Genomic DNA, 16,719 nt, shown 5'->3' on the forward strand with positions numbered 1-16,719 from the left:
ACGTCTGGACGCTCGCTGGGGACGAACTCGCTGCTGGGGACAACGACGACAGCTCACCCGATGGACAGCTCTAGGATACGTCGCTGCATCGACTTTCCGCTGTCCCCCAAATGGGGGACACGCCGGTGACGGAAGGCGGGAGGATAGGCCGTTTTCCGCGCCCGCCGAAAAGATGAAAATCATGTCCCCCAAACGGTGGACAAGGCCGCTCGACGACGGTTAGTGTGATCACGGCGATCGAGCGGGGCTGGGGCTATCACAAGCCGCTCGATCCAACTGGGGAAGCTGGGAGCCAAGGGGGCATGGGGGCCGACTGATCGTTCACAGCATGTGAGTCCCCTCGCATCGACTGCATCGATGCGAGGGGACCGCAATCCCGTCTGAAGCACGATGACCGATTGGGGATTCGGACGGGTCGGCTACTTGGGGGACGCCGACCCGGTGCTGGGGACACCGTACGTGCTCCTGAGTCCAGGGACCAGCCAACTCTAACCCGGCCGCGGCGCCCACACGCCGCGGCCGGGTGGTATATCGCCTGGTCAGGTGATATATCAGTTCGTCGGTGTGGCTTCGCGTCGCCCGGAGCTCACAGAAGCAGGAACTGTGCGGTGTTCGTGGAGTTCACCCCGCCGATCGAAACATACAGGTGGTACGACGCCCCGCCCGCCGGCGCGGCCTGGCGTTCGGTCGCACCGCAGGTCTCCACCGACGATCGCGTGCGGTCCCAGGTGATGGGTGCGGCACTGGTGACGACCTGATTCTCCTCCAGCAGCACCATCAGGTCGCTCGGCTCCGCCTGACAGTCGGTGGACTTCCACCAGGTGTCATTGCCGCTCATCACCGTGAACACCTGGCCGGTCGTGCCGACGTTCAGCGTGCACGCGTCGCCGTTGTTGGTGAGCCGGATCGACAGCTGCGGGTTCTCCCCCGCCGCGTACTCGGTCTTGTCGGTGACAGCCTCGACGAGCAGGTCTCCGGGCACGCACGGCTCTGCCGAGCTCGTGACAGCCGCATCGTCCGCGGTCTCGGAGCTCTCGGCGTCCGGCGCGGCGCTCTCAGAGCCCGGTCCCGGCGTCGGCGTCGCTGCCGAACCGTCGGACTCCAGCGCCGGCAAGTCGGTGGCGACGGGGTCGCCCGTCGGCGTCGACGATGCGACGGGCGCGGGTCCGTCCGCGGCGGAGCCCCGCCAGGGTGGCGCGACGATCAGCCACACCACGAGGGCGATGACCGCGGCCAGACCGAGGAGCACCACGAGGCGCCGCCGGCGATACACCGCCGGGGAATGGCGCCGACGCGCGACGGTTTCGGTCATGCGACCAGGCTAGGTCGCCGTCGTCACCCGCCCGGGACGGCACGCCCTGGAGGCTCGGGAAAACGACAGCGCCGACGCGCCGCCGTGAGGCGGACGCGCCGGCGCGGAGGCGTCGGTCAGCGAGTGACGCTGCGGTTGCGCGTGACGAGGACGTAGATCCCCAGCACGATGATGGCGCCGATGATCGAGCCGATGATGCCGGAGGGCTGCAGGAAACCGCCCATGGGGTCGGCGCCGAAGATGAGGAATCCGAGGAATCCGCCGACGAACGAGCCGACGATGCCGAGCACGATGGTCAGCAGGATGCCCATGCTCTGCTTGCCGGGGATGACGGCGCGAGCGATGAGGCCGGCGATGAGGCCGATGACGATGAGGCCGAGAATGGTCCAGAGCATGATCTCTCCTTGTGGGGTTGGGCCATGGGGGCCGTGTGCGCGCTCCGGGTGAAACGCTCCCCCCATCTGAGCAGACGCTGGACGATTCGCTCGGGCGCTTGCCCCGGCTCACGAAGAGGCGTATAAGCGCCTCCCCGCAAGATCAGAGGTCTTTGAGCATCCTCGTGTTGCCGAGGGTGTTGGGTTTCACGTGCGCGAGATCGAGGAATTCGGCGATGCCCTCGTCGGGGCTGCGCACCAGCTGCGAGTACACGTCGGGATCGACGATCTGCTCGCCGATCTCGTCGAATCCGCGGCTGCGGAAGAAGTCCACCTCGAAGGTGAGGCAGAACAGCCGCGTGAGTCCCAGGGTGCGCGCGTTCTCCTCCAGGCGATCGACGAGGGCGCGTCCGACGCCGTGATGCAGCCACTCGTCCGCGACGATCAGGGTGCGCACCTCTCCGAGGTCCTCCCACATGACGTGCAGGGCGCCGCATCCGATCAGAACCCCGTCGGCGCTCTCGGCGACGACGAACTGCTGGGTCGATTCGTACAGCACGACCAGGTCCTTGCCGAGCAGGATCCGCTTCTGCACGTAGGGCTCCAGAAGAGTCTGGATGCCGCGGATGTCGGCGGTGCGCGCAGGGCGGACGGTGTAGTCGGACATCGGATCCACGATACGCCTCGTTCGGGAGCCGACAGACGAAGGGGCGGGCGCCGATCCCGGCGCCCGCCCCTGTCGTTCTCGCTCGCTCAGCCTCCGGCGACGATGTCCGGCGTCGCGGTGATCTCGCCGGCGGCACCGACACCGACGGCGACCTTGTCGCCGCGCGGGCCGTGCTCGAAGGCGAACTCGCCGTTCTCGACGTCGACCTTCACGTGGTCGCCGGGCTCGAGCTCACCGTGCAGGATCTTCTCCGACAGGCGGTCCTCCACCTCGCGCTGCATGGCACGGCGAAGCGGCCGTGCGCCCAGCGCCGGATCGAAGCCGACCTCGATGAGCTTGTCCTTCGCGGCGTCCGTCAGCTCCACCGTCATGTCGCGGTCGAGCAGACGCTCGCCGAGGCGCTTGGTGAACAGGCCCACGATCTGACGCAGCTCGTCCTTGTTCAGCTGCGGGAAGACGATGATGTCGTCGACGCGGTTGAGGAACTCGGGCTTGAAGTTGCGCTTGAGCTCCTCGTTGACCTTGCCCTTCATCCGGTCGTAGGTCGTTCCCTGGTCGCCCTCCACCTGGAAGCCGACGGGGCCACCCGCGATCGCCGACGAACCGAGGTTCGTCGTCATGATGATGACGGTGTTCTTGAAGTCGATCACGCGACCCTGACCGTCGGTCAGACGCCCCTCCTCGAGGATCTGCAGGAGCGAGTTGAAGATGTCGGGGTGGGCCTTCTCGATCTCGTCGAAGAGCACCACGCTGAAGGGCTTTCGCCGCACCTTCTCGGTCAGCTGGCCGCCCTCTTCGAATCCGACGAATCCGGGAGGGGCGCCGAACAGGCGCGAGACGGTGTGCTTCTCGCCGAACTCCGACATGTCGAGGGAGATCAGCGCCGACTCGTCGTCGAAGAGGAACTCCGCGAGCGCCTTGGCGAGCTCGGTCTTTCCCACGCCGGTCGGACCGGCGAAGATGAACGAGCCCGAGGGACGCTTGGGGTCTTTCAGGCCCGCCCGCTGACGACGGATCGTCTTCGACAGTGCGGCGATCGCCTCCTCCTGGCCGATGACCCGCTGGTGCAGGGCCTTCTCCATGAAGACCAGACGGCTGGACTCCTCCTCGGTGAGCTTGAACACCGGGATGCCGGTGGCCTGAGCGAGCACCTCGGCGATCAGGCCCTCGTCGACGACGGCGTGGGAGGCGACATCCCCGCTCCGCCACTGCTTCTCCAGGCGCAGCCGCTCGGCCAGGAGCGACTTCTCCTCGTCGCGCAGCGACGCGGCCTTCTCGAAGTCCTGCTCCTCGCTCGCGCGCTCCTTGTCCTCGCGGACCTTGGCGATCTTGTCGTCGAACTCACGGAGCTCGGGGGGGCTCGACAGGATCGACAGACGCAGCCGCGCGCCGGCCTCGTCGATCAGGTCGATCGCCTTGTCGGGGAGGAACCGGTCGGAGATGTAGCGGTCGGCGAGGTTCGCGGCGGCGACGATCGCGCCATCCGTGATCTGCACCTTGTGGTGCGCCTCGTACCGGTCGCGCAGTCCCTTGAGGATGTTGATCGCGTGGGGCAGGCTCGGCTCGGCGACCTGGATCGGCTGGAATCGGCGCTCGAGCGCAGCATCCTTCTCGAAGTGCTTGCGGTACTCATCGAGCGTCGTGGCGCCGATCGTCTGCAGCTCGCCTCGTGCGAGGAGGGGCTTCAGGATGGATGCGGCGTCGATCGCGCCTTCGGCAGCGCCCGCGCCCACCAGCGTGTGGATCTCGTCGATGAAGACGATGATGTCGCCGCGGGTGCGGATCTCCTTGGTGACCTTCTTCAGGCGCTCCTCGAAGTCACCGCGGTAGCGGGATCCGGCGATGAGCGAGCCGAGGTCGAGGGAGTACAGCTGCTTGTCCTTCAGCGTCTCGGGGACGTCGCCCTTCACGATCGCCTGGGCGAGGCCCTCGACGACCGCGGTCTTGCCGACGCCGGGCTCACCGATGAGGACGGGGTTGTTCTTGGAGCGGCGCGAGAGGATCTGCATGACCCGCTCGATCTCCTTCTCACGGCCGATCACCGGGTCGAGCTTGTTGTCGCGCGCGGCCTGCGTGAGGTTGCGGCCGAACTGGTCGAGCACCTGCGAGCCACCCTGGGGGCCGGACGTCTGCTGCTCGCCCGCGCCGGTCGACACACCCGCGGGCTCCTTGCCCTGGTAGCCCGAGAGCAGCTGGATGACCTGCTGGCGCACCTTGTTCAGGTCGGCGCCGAGCTTGACGAGCACCTGGGCCGCGACGCCCTCGCCCTCGCGGATGAGACCGAGGAGGATGTGCTCGGTGCCGATGTAGTTGTGGCCGAGCTGCAGCGCTTCGCGCAGCGACAGCTCGAGCACCTTCTTCGCGCGCGGCGTGAAGGGGATGTGGCCGGTGGGCTGCTGCTGCCCCTGGCCGATGATGTCCTGGACCTGCTCGCGCACGGCGTCGAGCGAGATGCCGAGGGACTCGAGCGCCTTCGCGGCAACGCCCTCGCCCTCGTGGATCAGCCCGAGCAGGATGTGCTCGGTGCCGATGTAGTTGTGGTTGAGCATCTTCGCCTCTTCTTGGGCGAGCACAACCACGCGACGGGCTCGGTCGGTGAATCTCTCGAACATCGTTCACTCTCCTCTAGGACGCTTCGGGTCAACTCTCCCCCGCGTCTTACATCGAGGGTAGCCAGCGCGCCCCGACCCGATGCCCGTGTTCGCCGTGGGCATAGCGTCGCGGCGGCACCGGTCGGACGCCGCGGGCGCGACCGGAGTTGCGTCGCGGCATCCTCGCGTCTTATCGTTTTTCGATAACAACGTTTATCGATATGAAGGTGGGCACGATGATGACAGCAGAGGCGACCTCACCCCGGGTCTGGTCACGATGGGATGCTGCGGCGATGTGGTTCTACGCCGTTCTCGGCGTGGCCTTCGTGGTCTGGACGATCGTGGGGGCGACGCGACGGATCATCGAGGTGGTCGCCGGCGGGACGATCCCGGTTCTCGGCGAGTTCGCCGGCACCCCGGCTGAAGCGCCCATCGGGCCGAATGGAGCCGGAGTGACCGTCGAGCTCGATCGTGCGATCCTGCTGCCGGCCGAGCTGCCGATCGCGTCGGTGGTGGCGCTCGTGGTCGAGCAGGTGCTGATCGTCGGGGCGGTGACGGTGACGGTGGGATGCCTGCTGGCGCTCACCTGGAGCATCCTGCACGGTCGGCTGTTCAGCCGCCGGAACACCGCTCTCGTGGCGACGGCCACCGGCGCGGCGCTCGTCGGCTTCGCCGCGGCGCCCTTCTTCGCCAACATGGGCGCGAACGGCGCGTTCGCGTGGATCTCGGATCGCACCTTCGACAACGTGATCCTGTCGGTCGACCCGGTGCTGTGGTTCGGTGCGGCCTTCATCGGTTCGATCGCCACGACCGCGTTCTCTGTCGGAGCGCGTCTGCAGCGCGACACCGAGGGGCTCGTATGACCCCGGCGGAGGACGAGGGCCCCACCGGAGTCCACTGCCGGCTCGATGAGCTGCTCGAGGCCCGCGGGATGACGCTGACCCGCCTGTCGGAACTGGTGGGCGTGTCGGTGGTGAACCTGTCGGTGCTGAAGAACGACCGGGCCCGCGCCATCCGCTACTCCACGCTGTCGGCGATCTGCCGCGTGCTGGACTGCGAGATCGGCGAACTGCTGGTGCGCGCCGACTGATCATCGCGCGGCCGCCGCGCTCACCCGGCCGGCGAGCGCGGCGCCGCCCTCACCAGGCCTGCGCATTCGACTGTCGCATCCGGTTGTCGCCGGCGACAAAGTGCGTCCAGTGAACGGCGGGCCATCCGTTCACTGGACGCAAACGCCGAGCGACCGTGTCACTTTGCGACAGGCGAAGGCCCTCATCCCTGAGCCCGGGCGCCGAATGCCCTCCGCACACGGGCGACAAGCTCTGCGGTGTCGGCGAACAGCTGCATCTTCGTCACCCGCACGATGATCCAGCCGGCGGCGGCGAGCCGCTCGTATCTCGCGATGTCTCGGGCCCACTGGACTGGATCGAGGAGATGGTGCTCCCCCTCGTACTCCAGGCCGACCTTCTGCCGCGGGTATGCCAGATCGAGTGCGCCGAGGTAGCTCCCTGCTTTGAAGACCTCGTAGTTCAGCTCCGGCTCCGGCAGTCCGGCGTCGACCACAGCGAGGCGCAGATGGGTCTCCGGCCGTGAGGCTGACCGGGTTCGGATCTGAGGGAGCGCCTCGCGCAGACGCGCCACCCCCACCCGTCGTCCCGCGTGCGCTGCGGCAGTCAGTTCCTGCAACTGGGCGAGGGGCGTGGCCCTCCAGCTGCGAACCGCCGCGTCGCCGACGGCGACGACGTCGCGCACATCCGGCAGGATCGCTGCCAGCGCGGCCCAGGTGGTCGCCGGACTGGTCACGAGAAGGCCGGTCGCCGGGTGCGGTCGGACGTGCGCCAGCACCTCGTGGGCTTGATGCCCCCGCACACCTCGACCGCGAGGCGCCCGGCCCGGGGCCCACACTGAGACATCGATCGTGTCATCCCGCAAGAGTTGCAGGGGAAGCGGCAGCCCCCACATCGCCGCTGCGGTGACGTGGCTGAAGAAGGCACCTTCGGCAGCGATCGCGGCGTAGGCGCGCGCCTTGTCGATGTGGGCCCGCTCGGCGACACCCCGCGCACCGGAGACCGCGTCGGACCAGAGCGAGCCCAGGTCGGGATGGGGCGAGCGGACGCCATGGAATGGCCGCCCGAGAGACGCGTGACGCAGGCGAGCACGGCTGACGCCGGCGCGCAGCGCGTCGCCCACGCGGAAGTGGGGTCCGAGTTCGGCGGGGATGGGTTCTGCGGGCATGCGCCCACGCTGCCCGGGAGGCGCGGCCACCGGCGTCCCGCGCTCTGGATCTGTGGGCAACTGCTCGGCTACCTCGCCTGTACAGGAACGGACGACGCCCGCGCATTCCCCTCTTCACTTGGCGCGATCGGCGCTTCCCCGTCGCACTTCGCGCCAGGTGAAGCCGTGCTGTCGGGCCGGGTAGGGGTTCGCCTGACCGGAAGTGCGACAGGCGGGCGCGAAATGTGACAGGCGAGGCGGGCCCGGGAGGACGGGCGCGCGGGAGGGCTAGGCGCGGCCGAGGACCGGAACCCGGATGTCGGCGAACTCGGCGCCCGACAGCACGGCCGTGACAGCCGCGTCGTCGTCGACGTCGCCGGTGACCGCGACGACGGTGACCCGCGGCGCCATGTCGGCGGTGCACACCTGGTCGGAGACCGGCTCGGCGAAGCTCACGAGAACCTCGCTGCCGGCCGCCTCGGCGGACTCCCACACCGGCGGGCACGTCGATGACCCCCAGCTGAGGACCAGCATCATGTCGTCGTCGGCCCACCCCGCGCTGGGCGCGAACTCCTCGGGCACGGCGATCTCGCCCTCGAGCCCATCGAGGTCGGTGTCGTCGGCGTACGTGCCCGTGACGACGATCTCGAGCTCGCGGGTCGGGTCGACGCCCTCGGGCAGCCCCACGTACGACCCGCGCGGCACGAGGTCGCGGGTGCAGGCCTCGCCGTCGGGGTCGCTGATGTCGACTGTGAGCACGCCGTCGGCGTAGGTCGGCTCGCCGACCACCGGGAGGCACGACGACGACCCGAAAGTGACGAGTCCCACGCCGCGCCCGCCGTCGAGCCATGCCGCCTCGACGTCGTCCGATCCCGCCACGCCGCTCGACGACGGCTCGGGCGATGCCGATGCGGACCCCGACGCCGACGGCCCCGCCGAACCGGCGCCGGCACCCGTCCCGGACGGGGTCGCGCACCCGGCGAGCACCGCCGCCCCCGCTCCGAGAAAGGCGAGCGCGAGAAGAAGGCGAGGGCGTGTCATGTCCACATCATGCCGCGAACGGCGGCCCGCGTCATCCGTCTTCTGCCGCACGCTACTGCAGGGCGGACGTCAGGCGGGCGATGTTGTCGAGCACGGTCGAGCGCAGCGGCTGCTTCTGCCACTCCTCGAGGGTGAGTTCGCGCGAGAGCGACCGGTACTTGTCCTCGACCCCGCGCATCTCGCGCACGAACTCCTCGCCGCGCACGAGCATCGAGATCTCCATGTTGAGACCGAACGAGCGCATGTCCATGTTGCTCGATCCGATGACGGCGATCTCGTCGTCGATCGTCATCGACTTGGAGTGGAGGATGTAGGGCTTCCGGTACATCCAGATCTTCACGCCCGCGCGCAGCAGCGCCTCGTAGTAGCTGCGCTGCGCGTGATAGACCATCGCCTGGTCGCCCTCCTCCGAGACGAACAGCTCCACCTCCAGGCCGCGCTGGCAGGCGGTCGTGATGGCCAGCAGCAGCGCCTCGTCGGGCACGAAGTACGGGCTGACGATGATGATGCGGCGCTGGGCGTAGTACAGCAGCGCCGCGAACAGGCGCAGGTTGTTCTCGGAGTCGAACCCGGGCCCCGAGGGCACGATCTGGCAGTCGAGGTCGCCGTGGCTGGATTCGACCTTGAACAGGTCGATCTCGTCGGTCAGGATCTCATCGGTCTCGCTGTACCAGTCGCTGAGGAAGACGGCATTGATGGATGCCACGACGGGGCCGTGCAGCCGCACCATGAGGTCGACCCAGTGCAGCCCTCGCTTGATGTTCTTCTTCAGGTTGTACGTGGAGTCGGTGACGTTCTGCGAGCCCATGTAGCCGACCTTGCCGTCGATGACGAGGAGCTTGCGGTGGTTGCGCAGGTCGGGGCGCTGGTACTTCCCCTTCAGCGGCTGCACCGGCAGCATCAGGCGCCAGTGCGCGCCCATGGCGTCGAGGCGGCGGAGCGTCTGCTTGTAGAACGGCTTCCCCCGGTTCGCCCAGTGGTCCAGCAGGACGCGCACGACCACTCCGCGCGCGCACACCTCCTCGAGGGCGGCGAAGAACTTGTCGGTCGACGCGTCGGTCTGGAGGATGTAGAACTCGACGTGCACGTAGCGCTCCGCCGAGCGGATGGCCTCGGCCATCTCGTCGAGACTCTCCTGGTAGTCGGAGATCAGATGGGCGTCGTTGTCCCCGGCGAGGGGCATGGCCCCGAGGGCGCGGTTCATCGTCACGAGCGACTGGAACCACTGCGGGGCGTGCGGGCGCAGGGTGCCGAAGTCGAGGCCGGCGCTGGTGTCGCGGATGTACTGGTTGATGGCGTCCTGCTGGCGACGGCGCTTGCGCGGCAGCCGCGGGTTGCCGATCAGCAGGAAGAGGAAAACCCCGATCAGGGGAATGAAGTAGATGGCGAGAAGCCACGCCATCGCGGCGGTGGGACGGCGATTGCGCGGAACGTAGATGACCGCCAGGATGCGCACGACGATGTCGAAGACGAACACCAGGACGAGCCACCAGGACGCATCCAGTGTGATCTCGATCACGACTCCCCCGTTCGCCCCGCCCGCCCACTGTCAGCGTAGCGGGCCGGGCGATCAGCGCCCGGCGGGGGCCGGGGGCGCGTCTGCCGCCGGCGATGCGGGGGGAAGACCGCGCTTGGCGCGCTCCTGCGCCTCGATGCGCGTGTAGGCACGCCGCTCGTTGCGGTCGGCATGCAGGATGCTGCGGAGGATCCAGAAGAAGAGGGCGCTGACCACCACGGTGGGAAGAAGCGTCCACGCCGCTGCGATCCAGAAGCCGTCCATGCCTACCAGGATACGCGGGGCGACCCCGGGCGCGGCCCGGGAGAGGACGGATGCGGGGGCGCATCCTCTCCTGCACAATCGGCGGAGATCACCGGTTGACCACAGAGTGTGCCGGTGACCTCCCCCGACCGGACGCCGCAGACCAGGGTCGGGGCATGACCACGATCGTGAAGGCCGCCACCCCGGCCGAGTTCCTGTCCTTCGTCCCCCGCATGCTCGGCTACGTCCCGTCCGACAGCGTCATGCTCATCCCGTTCGAGGGCACGCGCACACTCGGCGCGATGCGCATCGACCTCCCCGCGGTCGCCGACACCGATGCCGCGGCGGCCACCTTCGTGGGCCTCGTGTGCCGGATCGAGGCCGCCGATGCGCTCGCGGTGGTGGTGTTCACCGACGAGCGTTTCGACGGCGGCCGCGCGCCCGCGCGCGCGCTGGCGCAGGGCATCCGCGAGCGGGCCGACGCGAGCGGTCTGCGCGTGGTCGACATGCTCTGCCGAGCCCCCGACGGCTGGGCGTCGTATCTCGATGCGGACGCCCCGTCCGGCGGACGGCCCCTGTCCGAGATCCTCGATGTCGACACGTCGCCCGCCGGCCCTGCGGGCCTCCCGCTCGCGGCCGGCGACCAGTGGACGGGAGCCGCTCTTCCCGCCGTCGACCTGGCCGAGAAGGAGAGGGTCGGGCACGCCCTGCAGGCGATCCGCGTCGCGATCGAAGGCTTCGGGGCCAACGCGGCCGGACCCACCGTGCGCGTCGACCCGCGCGGGCTCGAAGCGGTGTGCCTGCTCGACGACCTGCCGGCCCTGTTCGAAGAGGCGCTGCAGTGGAATCCCGAGATGCTCGACCCGTTCGACGCCGCCCTGCTGCTGTGGTGCCTCGAGAGGCCGGCGACCCGGGATGTGGCGCTGGTGCAGTGGTGCGACGACATCGACCGCGGCGATGAGGCGATGGCCGCGCAGCTGCGATGGGAGGCGGGAGAGCCCTACCCCGCAGAGGTCGCGGGGCGCATGTGGGGCGAGGGTCCGCAGCCTTCGGCCGAGCGCCTCCGCGCGGCGCTCGAGGTGACCCGCCGGGTTGCGGCGGCGGCGCCGCGGGCCGTGCGTCCCGGGCCCCTCGCGGTCTGCGCCTGGCTCTCGTGGGCACTCGGCCGTTCGACCCACGCCGAGTGGTTCATCGGACAGGCCGCCGAGATCGATCCGACCCATGGCCTCACCGGAATCATCCAGGCGATGGTCCGCCGCGGGCATCTCCCCGCGTGGGCGTTCGCCCCCACCGGGGCCTGGCGCCCCGAGGATGCGATGGGGGCGGCGCAGTGACCGGCTACTTAACCAGGGGGAAGAGGATCGTCTCGCGGATGCCGAGCCCCGTGATCGCCATGAGGAGCCGGTCGATCCCCATGCCCATGCCGCCGGTGGGGGGCATGCCGTGCTCGAGGGCGCGGAGGAACTCCTCATCGATGCGCATGGCCTCGACATCGCCGCGCGCGGCGAGCTTCGCCTGCTCGACGAACCGCTCGCGCTGGATGACCGGATCGACGAGCTCGGAGTACCCGGTGGCGAGCTCGAACCCGCGGACGTACAGGTCCCATTTCTCCACCAGGCCCGGGATCGACCGGTGCTCGCGCACGAGCGGGCTGGTGTCGACCGGGAAGTCCATCACGAAGGTGGGGCGCGTGAGGCCCGGCTTGACGAAATGCTCCCACAGCTCTTCGACGAGCTTGCCGTGGGTGGCGTGAGGCGGCGTCTCGACCCCGACCTCGGCGGCGAAGGTCAGCAGGTCGTCCAGCGAGGTCTCGGGCGTGATCGTCCTGCCCGCAGCATCCGAGAGGGAGTCGTACATCGACAGCCGCTCCCACTGCCCGCCGAGGTCGTACACCGTGCCGTCGGCCCAGGTGACGGTCGTCGACCCGGCGACCGCGACGGCCGCGTTCTGGATGAGCTCCTGGGTGAGGTCGGCGATGCCGTGGTAATCGGTATAGGCCTGATAGGCCTCGAGCATCGCGAACTCGGGGCTGTGCGTGGAGTCGGCGCCTTCGTTCCGGAAGTTCCGGTTGATCTCGAAGACCCGGTCGAGCCCGCCGACCACCGCGCGCTTGAGGAACAGCTCCGGCGCGATGCGCAGGTAGAGCTCGGTGTCGAACGCGTTGGAGTGCGTGACGAAGGGACGCGCCGAGGCACCACCGTGCTGCACCTGCAGCATCGGCGTCTCGACCTCGATGAAATCGTGAGCGGTGAAGGTCTGCCGAAGGCTCGCGTTCACCGCGGCGCGTGCGCGTACGGTCGCGCGTGCCTGATCGCGGACGATGAGGTCGAGGAATCGGCTCCGCACCCGGCCCTCTTCACTCAGCTCGCCGTAGACGTTGGGAAGGGGCAGCACGGCCTTCGCGGCGATCTCCCACGAGGCGGCCATGATCGACAGCTCGCCGCGGCGGCTGGAGATCACCTCGCCCGAGACGAAGACGTGGTCGCCGAGATCGACCAGTTCCTTCCACCGCTGCAGCGACTCCTCGCCCACGGCGGCGAGCGAGATCATAGCCTGGATGCGACTGCCGTCGCCCGACTGCAGTGTGGCGAAGCACAGCTTGCCGGTGTTGCGGCTGAAGACGACCCGCCCCGCGACCCCGGCCGTCACACCCGTTTCGGCGCCCGCCTCGAGGTCACCGAACCGGGCGCGGAGCGCGGGGATGGTGTCGGTCACCGGGACCGCCACCGGATAGGCGCCACCGGCGGCATCCGTCCGCTCTGCGATGAGCCGCTCTCGCTTGGCCAGACGCACGGCCTTCTGCTCGAAGACCTCTTCGTCGCTGGGCTCGGAAGCGTCGACGGGCGCGGGCGAATCGGTCATGAACAGGCTCCTCGGGGGTCGCGGTCAAGTCTATCGACGGGCGCCGCGGCGCCCGTCGGCTCCACCGACCGACCCCTGGCGCGCGATCACCGGGGGCGCGGCGATCACTGGAGCGAGATCTCGGTGTTGTCGATGAAGCGGTGTCCGGCGACGGTCGCGGCGATGAGCGCGAGCGCCCGCCCGCGATGGCCCTCGTCGACAGGGAGGAAGGTGGCGGGGTCCACCACCGTGAGGTACTCCAGGTTGATCCGTGATTCGCCCATGAGCGCCGACTGCGCCGCGGCGATACAGGCGTCGACCCCGCGGTCGGCGTTCGAGGCCGCGGCGTCGAGGGCCCCCGTCAGCTTGCCGGCCGCCTGGCGATCGCGATCGTCGAGCAGCGACGCACGGGTCGAGACGGGGAGACCGTCGTCGCCGCGCACGGTCTCGACGGTCGCGACGTCGACGTCGAAGAAGAGGTCGCGGATCATCCGCTCGACCAGGAAGATCCGCTGCCGGTCGCGGAGCCCGTAGACGGCGACATCGGGCTCAATCAGGTGGAAGAGCTTCGCCTCGACGGTGAGAAGCCCGTCGAAGTAGTACGGCCGGAACCGGCCCTCGTAGCGCAGCCCCAGGTCGCCCGCGCTGATCTTCGTCGTCGCCGTGCCGCGCGGCAGCAGGTCGGCGGTCTCGGGGGCGAACACCACGTCGACGCCGAGAGACTCCAGCAGCAGACGGTCGGCGTCGGGAGTACGCGGATACGCCTCGAAGTCCGCTGTCGTACCGAAGCGCAGCGGGTTGACGAACGTCGACACGACCACGATCCCCGCTCGCTCACGGGCGGTGTCGATGAGGTCGATGTGACCGTCGTGGAGGGAGCCGATGGTGGACACCAGCGCGACCGTCGCGTCCGGGGCATCGCGGCGGGCCTCAGCCAGGCGGCTGCGCAGCGCCTCGGGGGTGCGGATCATCCGACGATCGTATCGGCGGTGCGCGAACGGTCGCCCGCGGCCGATCCCTCGGCGTCCGACCACGAGGTGATCGCGGCGATGACCTCGTCGAGGTGGGATTCGAGCAGGAAGTGGCCGCCGTCGATGAGTTCGACACGCGCCTCGTGTGCGTCTCGGGCGAACGCGCGGGCTCCGTCGGCGTGGAAGATCTCGTCGTTACGCCCCCATACCGCGAGGACGGGCACGCCAGAACGCCGCAGCCAATCGTGCACCGCCGGGTAGAGGTCCCGGTTCGAGGCGTAGTCGCGGAAGAGAGCGAGCTGCACGTCGTCCTGCCCCTCCCGGGCGAGCAGCGCGAGGTCGTGCTCCCAGGCGTCGGGGTCGACGGAGGTGGGGTCGGGGACGCCGTGGGTGTACTGCCACTCCACAGCCTCGCGACCGAGCGCAGGCCGAAGCGCCTCCCGCGTCTGCGGGGTCCTCTCGGCAGCGTCGGCCCAGATGGGGTCCCAGAAGCCCGGGACGAAACCGTCTTCGTACGCGTTGCCGTTCTGCGAGATGACCCCGGTCACGGCAGCGGGGTCCGCGAGAGCCAGACGCCACCCGATCGGAGCTCCGTAGTCCTGGACGTAGATCGCGTAACGCTCGACGCCGATGACCGACAGGAATCGACCGGTCACTTCAGCGAGGGCGGCGAAGGTGTAGTCGAACTCGTCGACCGACGGCGCCGAGGAGCGACCGAACCCGATGTGGTCCGGGGCGACGACGTGGTAGCGCTCTGCCAGTGCGGGAATGAGATGGCGGAACATGTGAGAGCTCGTCGGGTACCCGTGCAGGAGGACGAGCGAGGGGGCGTCGGGGGCTCCGGCCTCACGGTAGAAGACATCGAACCCGTCGACGGAAACGGTGCGGTGGTGGACGACGACCATTACTAACCTTTCAATCCTGTTTTACCGGTTAGTCACACGCTAACATGATCGAGATGCGTCCACGACGCGAGAAGGTGAGGGATGGTGCTTCGCGACGAGGAACTCCTGCTCGCCGTCCTGAACAGCGCGCCCGTCATCGACGGCGTCGCCACCGACGCGCTCGCCGAGAACCGAGGGGGAGGCGCGCTGGCGCGCAGCTGGGGCGGATCGGGCTCGCCGACCGAGCTCGCGCGACTTCGTCACGTGCGGTCGGCTCTGCAGGCCGTCATCCGCGGCGAGGAGACGGCCACCGACGGTGAGCTGGCGAACGCGCTCGGCGCCGTGACGCGGACGCCGCGCGTGACCCGGGACGGCGTGAGATGGGACCTGCACGTCCCCGACGACGACGATCGCCTCGCGGTCGAAACGGTCCTGGCGTGGTCGCGGGTGATCACGGAGCTTCCCGGCCGCCTCCGCCCCTGCGCGAACCGGGAATGCAACCTGTTCCTCGTCGATCACAGCCGACCCGGCACCGCGAAGTGGTGTTCGATGGCCACCTGCGGCAACAGGATGAAAGCGCGGGCGTACGCCCGTCGCGTGGCGACGGGCTGAGGGCCACGCGCATCCGGCGAGGCAGCCCCGCAGCGTCCTGCTGTCGTCGGGAAGGTCTGCGCTGAGGAGGGCGATATGAGCGAGCACCTGCGGGCGCAGCATCCGGATGAGGGCGACGCATCGGAGCCGACGGACGCCGCCCTCGCGCTCGCCGAGGTCCACCGCGCGGAGTGGGGGCGGATCGTCGCAGGGCTCGCACGCCGCTTCGGCGACCTCGATCTCGCAGAGGAGGTCGCAGCCGACGCGTTCGCCGTGGCCGTGGAGCGCTGGACCGTCGATGGTGTGCCCCCGAATCCGGGCGCCTGGATCACGACGACGGCGCATCGGAGGGCCATCGACCGCCTCCGGCGCGAGGCCCGGCGCGACGACAAGCACCGCGAGGCCATGCTCCTCGCCGACGACTCCCCCGCGGAACGGGTGGGCGCGGTGGCGGATGATCGCCTGCGGCTGCTCTTCGCCTGCTGTCATCCGCTCCTCGGCGTCGAGACCCGGGTGGCCCTGACCCTCCGTGTGATCGTCGGTCTCACCGTCGAACAGATCGCGCGCCTGTTCCTCGTGCCCCCGACGACGATCGCGCAGCGGATCACCCGGGGAAAGGCGAAGATCGGCGCGGCGCGCGTCCCGTTCCGGGTTCCCGAGGCGAGCGACCTTCCCGAACGCGCCGCCGCCGTGGTCGCGGTGCTCTCGCTGATGTACACGCAGGGCTACGCCGCGACCGGCGACGCCCCCGACCGGCTGCGTCTCGACCTTCTCGCCGAGGCGCTCCGGCTCGCGCGCGAACTGCACGCGCTGCTCCCCGACGACGGCGACGTCACCGGTCTCCTCACCCTTCTCCTCGCCTCGATCGCCCGCACCCCCGCCCGGGTCAGCGACGACGGCGCACTCGTGACGCTCGCCGAGCAAGACCGCGGTGCGTGGGACCGCGACCTGATCGCGGAGGCCGACGCGCTCCTCGGCGAGCGGATGCGACACGCCCGCGCCACCGGCATCCGCCTCGGCCGTTTCGAGCTGCTCGCCGCCATCCATCTCGTCCACGCGCATGCCCCCGATGCCGGGAGCACCGACTGGTCGCAGATCGTCGCGCTCTACGAGATGCTCGGGCGGGTCGACCCGAGTCCCATCGTGGCCGTCAATCACGCCATCGCCGTCGCCGAGGCCGACTCGCCCGAGGCGGGCCTGGTCGTCCTCGAGCGGCACGACGACGACCTCGCCGGGCACTACGCCTTCCACGCCGTCCGGGCCCACCTGCTGGCGTCGAGCGGCGCCCCCGTCGAGGCCCGCGATGCGTACGAACGCGCGATCTCCCTCGCGCCGACCCCTGCGATGGCGCAGCTCCTGGCCGCGCGCCGCGACGGCGTCGATGCGACGACGCCCCGATGAATCATCCACCGGGTGTCGTATTCCACGCCCCGCGATCGTCGCTTGATCGAGAGGGGTCGCCCGGGCCCCGCAT

The 16,719-nt window shown here is 69.5% G+C and carries 16 protein-coding genes; 5 read left to right on the top strand and 11 right to left on the bottom strand.

Annotated elements, in window-relative coordinates; translation table 11 throughout:
- Positions 1 to 586: 586 nt before the first annotated feature.
- From FBY40_RS01260 to FBY40_RS01275, 4 genes are all read right to left on the bottom strand, one after another.
- Entirely contained in the window at positions 587 to 1,312 is a 726-nt protein-coding gene (locus FBY40_RS01260; RefSeq protein ID WP_141935763.1) for a hypothetical protein, read from the bottom strand.
- A gap of 116 nt (positions 1,313 to 1,428) precedes the next feature.
- On the bottom strand, positions 1,429 to 1,707 hold the full coding sequence (locus tag FBY40_RS01265) for a GlsB/YeaQ/YmgE family stress response membrane protein (RefSeq protein ID WP_141935764.1): 279 nt from the start codon (positions 1,705 to 1,707) through the stop codon (positions 1,429 to 1,431).
- Positions 1,708 to 1,849: 142 nt separating this feature from the next.
- Entirely contained in the window at positions 1,850 to 2,353 is a 504-nt protein-coding gene (locus FBY40_RS01270) for an amino-acid N-acetyltransferase (protein WP_141935766.1), read from the bottom strand.
- Between the two features lie 86 nt (positions 2,354 to 2,439).
- Complete coding sequence (locus FBY40_RS01275; RefSeq protein ID WP_141935768.1) at positions 2,440 to 4,965, bottom strand: ATP-dependent Clp protease ATP-binding subunit; 2,526 nt, start codon at positions 4,963 to 4,965, stop codon at positions 2,440 to 2,442.
- A gap of 215 nt (positions 4,966 to 5,180) precedes the next feature.
- Here FBY40_RS01275 and FBY40_RS01280 point away from each other — a divergent pair, with 215 nt between their 5' ends.
- Together FBY40_RS01280 and FBY40_RS01285 are read left to right on the top strand one after the other, a co-directional pair.
- Positions 5,181 to 5,807, top strand: a complete 627-nt coding sequence (locus FBY40_RS01280; protein WP_141935770.1) for a hypothetical protein — start codon at positions 5,181 to 5,183, stop codon at positions 5,805 to 5,807.
- Positions 5,804 to 6,034: a helix-turn-helix domain-containing protein gene (locus tag FBY40_RS01285; RefSeq protein WP_141935772.1), complete on the top strand. Its 231-nt coding sequence runs from the start codon at positions 5,804 to 5,806 to the stop codon at positions 6,032 to 6,034. Before FBY40_RS01280 ends, FBY40_RS01285 begins: the two co-directional genes overlap by 4 nt.
- Before the next feature lie 182 nt (positions 6,035 to 6,216).
- Here the strand turns inward: FBY40_RS01285 and FBY40_RS01290 are convergent, their stop codons facing one another.
- From FBY40_RS01290 to FBY40_RS01305, 4 genes are all read right to left on the bottom strand, one after another.
- The gene (locus FBY40_RS01290) at positions 6,217 to 7,179 is read right to left on the bottom strand and encodes a hypothetical protein (protein ID WP_141935774.1); all 963 of its coding nucleotides are present in this window, start codon (positions 7,177 to 7,179) and stop codon (positions 6,217 to 6,219) included.
- Positions 7,180 to 7,446: 267 nt separating this feature from the next.
- Positions 7,447 to 8,199 carry a hypothetical protein gene (locus FBY40_RS01295; RefSeq protein WP_141935776.1) on the bottom strand — a complete coding sequence of 251 codons (753 nt, stop codon included), beginning with the start codon at positions 8,197 to 8,199 and terminating at the stop codon, positions 7,447 to 7,449.
- Between the two features lie 52 nt (positions 8,200 to 8,251).
- Positions 8,252 to 9,718 (bottom strand): cardiolipin synthase, encoded by a 1,467-nt coding sequence (cls, locus tag FBY40_RS01300; RefSeq protein ID WP_141935778.1) that lies wholly within the window; start codon positions 9,716 to 9,718, stop codon positions 8,252 to 8,254.
- A gap of 51 nt (positions 9,719 to 9,769) precedes the next feature.
- The gene (locus FBY40_RS01305; RefSeq protein WP_141935780.1) at positions 9,770 to 9,979 is read right to left on the bottom strand and encodes a hypothetical protein; all 210 of its coding nucleotides are present in this window, start codon (positions 9,977 to 9,979) and stop codon (positions 9,770 to 9,772) included.
- Between the two features lie 155 nt (positions 9,980 to 10,134).
- Here FBY40_RS01305 and FBY40_RS01310 point away from each other — a divergent pair, with 155 nt between their 5' ends.
- Entirely contained in the window at positions 10,135 to 11,292 is a 1,158-nt protein-coding gene (locus tag FBY40_RS01310) for a DUF4192 family protein (RefSeq protein WP_141935782.1), read from the top strand.
- Positions 11,293 to 11,296: 4 nt separating this feature from the next.
- Here the strand turns inward: FBY40_RS01310 and lysS are convergent, their stop codons facing one another.
- The 3 genes from lysS to FBY40_RS01325 form a co-directional block, all read right to left on the bottom strand.
- A complete protein-coding gene (lysS, locus tag FBY40_RS01315) occupies positions 11,297 to 12,820 on the bottom strand; it encodes a lysine--tRNA ligase (RefSeq protein WP_141935784.1) in 1,524 nt (507 codons plus the stop codon).
- A gap of 104 nt (positions 12,821 to 12,924) precedes the next feature.
- On the bottom strand, positions 12,925 to 13,770 hold the full coding sequence (gene panC / locus FBY40_RS01320; RefSeq protein ID WP_141935786.1) for a pantoate--beta-alanine ligase: 846 nt from the start codon (positions 13,768 to 13,770) through the stop codon (positions 12,925 to 12,927).
- Positions 13,767 to 14,675, bottom strand: coding sequence for an alpha/beta fold hydrolase (locus FBY40_RS01325; protein WP_141935789.1), 909 nt, complete (start codon positions 14,673 to 14,675; stop codon positions 13,767 to 13,769). The genes panC and FBY40_RS01325 overlap by 4 nt, the downstream gene beginning before the upstream one ends.
- Before the next feature lie 81 nt (positions 14,676 to 14,756).
- Here FBY40_RS01325 and FBY40_RS01330 point away from each other — a divergent pair, with 81 nt between their 5' ends.
- Positions 14,757 to 15,266, top strand: coding sequence for a CGNR zinc finger domain-containing protein (locus FBY40_RS01330; RefSeq protein ID WP_141935791.1), 510 nt, complete (start codon positions 14,757 to 14,759; stop codon positions 15,264 to 15,266).
- Between the two features lie 75 nt (positions 15,267 to 15,341).
- Positions 15,342 to 16,646, top strand: a complete 1,305-nt coding sequence (locus tag FBY40_RS01335) for an RNA polymerase sigma factor (RefSeq protein ID WP_141935793.1) — start codon at positions 15,342 to 15,344, stop codon at positions 16,644 to 16,646.
- Positions 16,647 to 16,719: the final 73 nt, after the last annotated feature.

This window comes from Microbacterium sp. SLBN-154 (assembly GCF_006715565.1).
Taxonomy (GTDB): Bacteria; Actinomycetota; Actinomycetes; order Actinomycetales; family Microbacteriaceae; genus Microbacterium.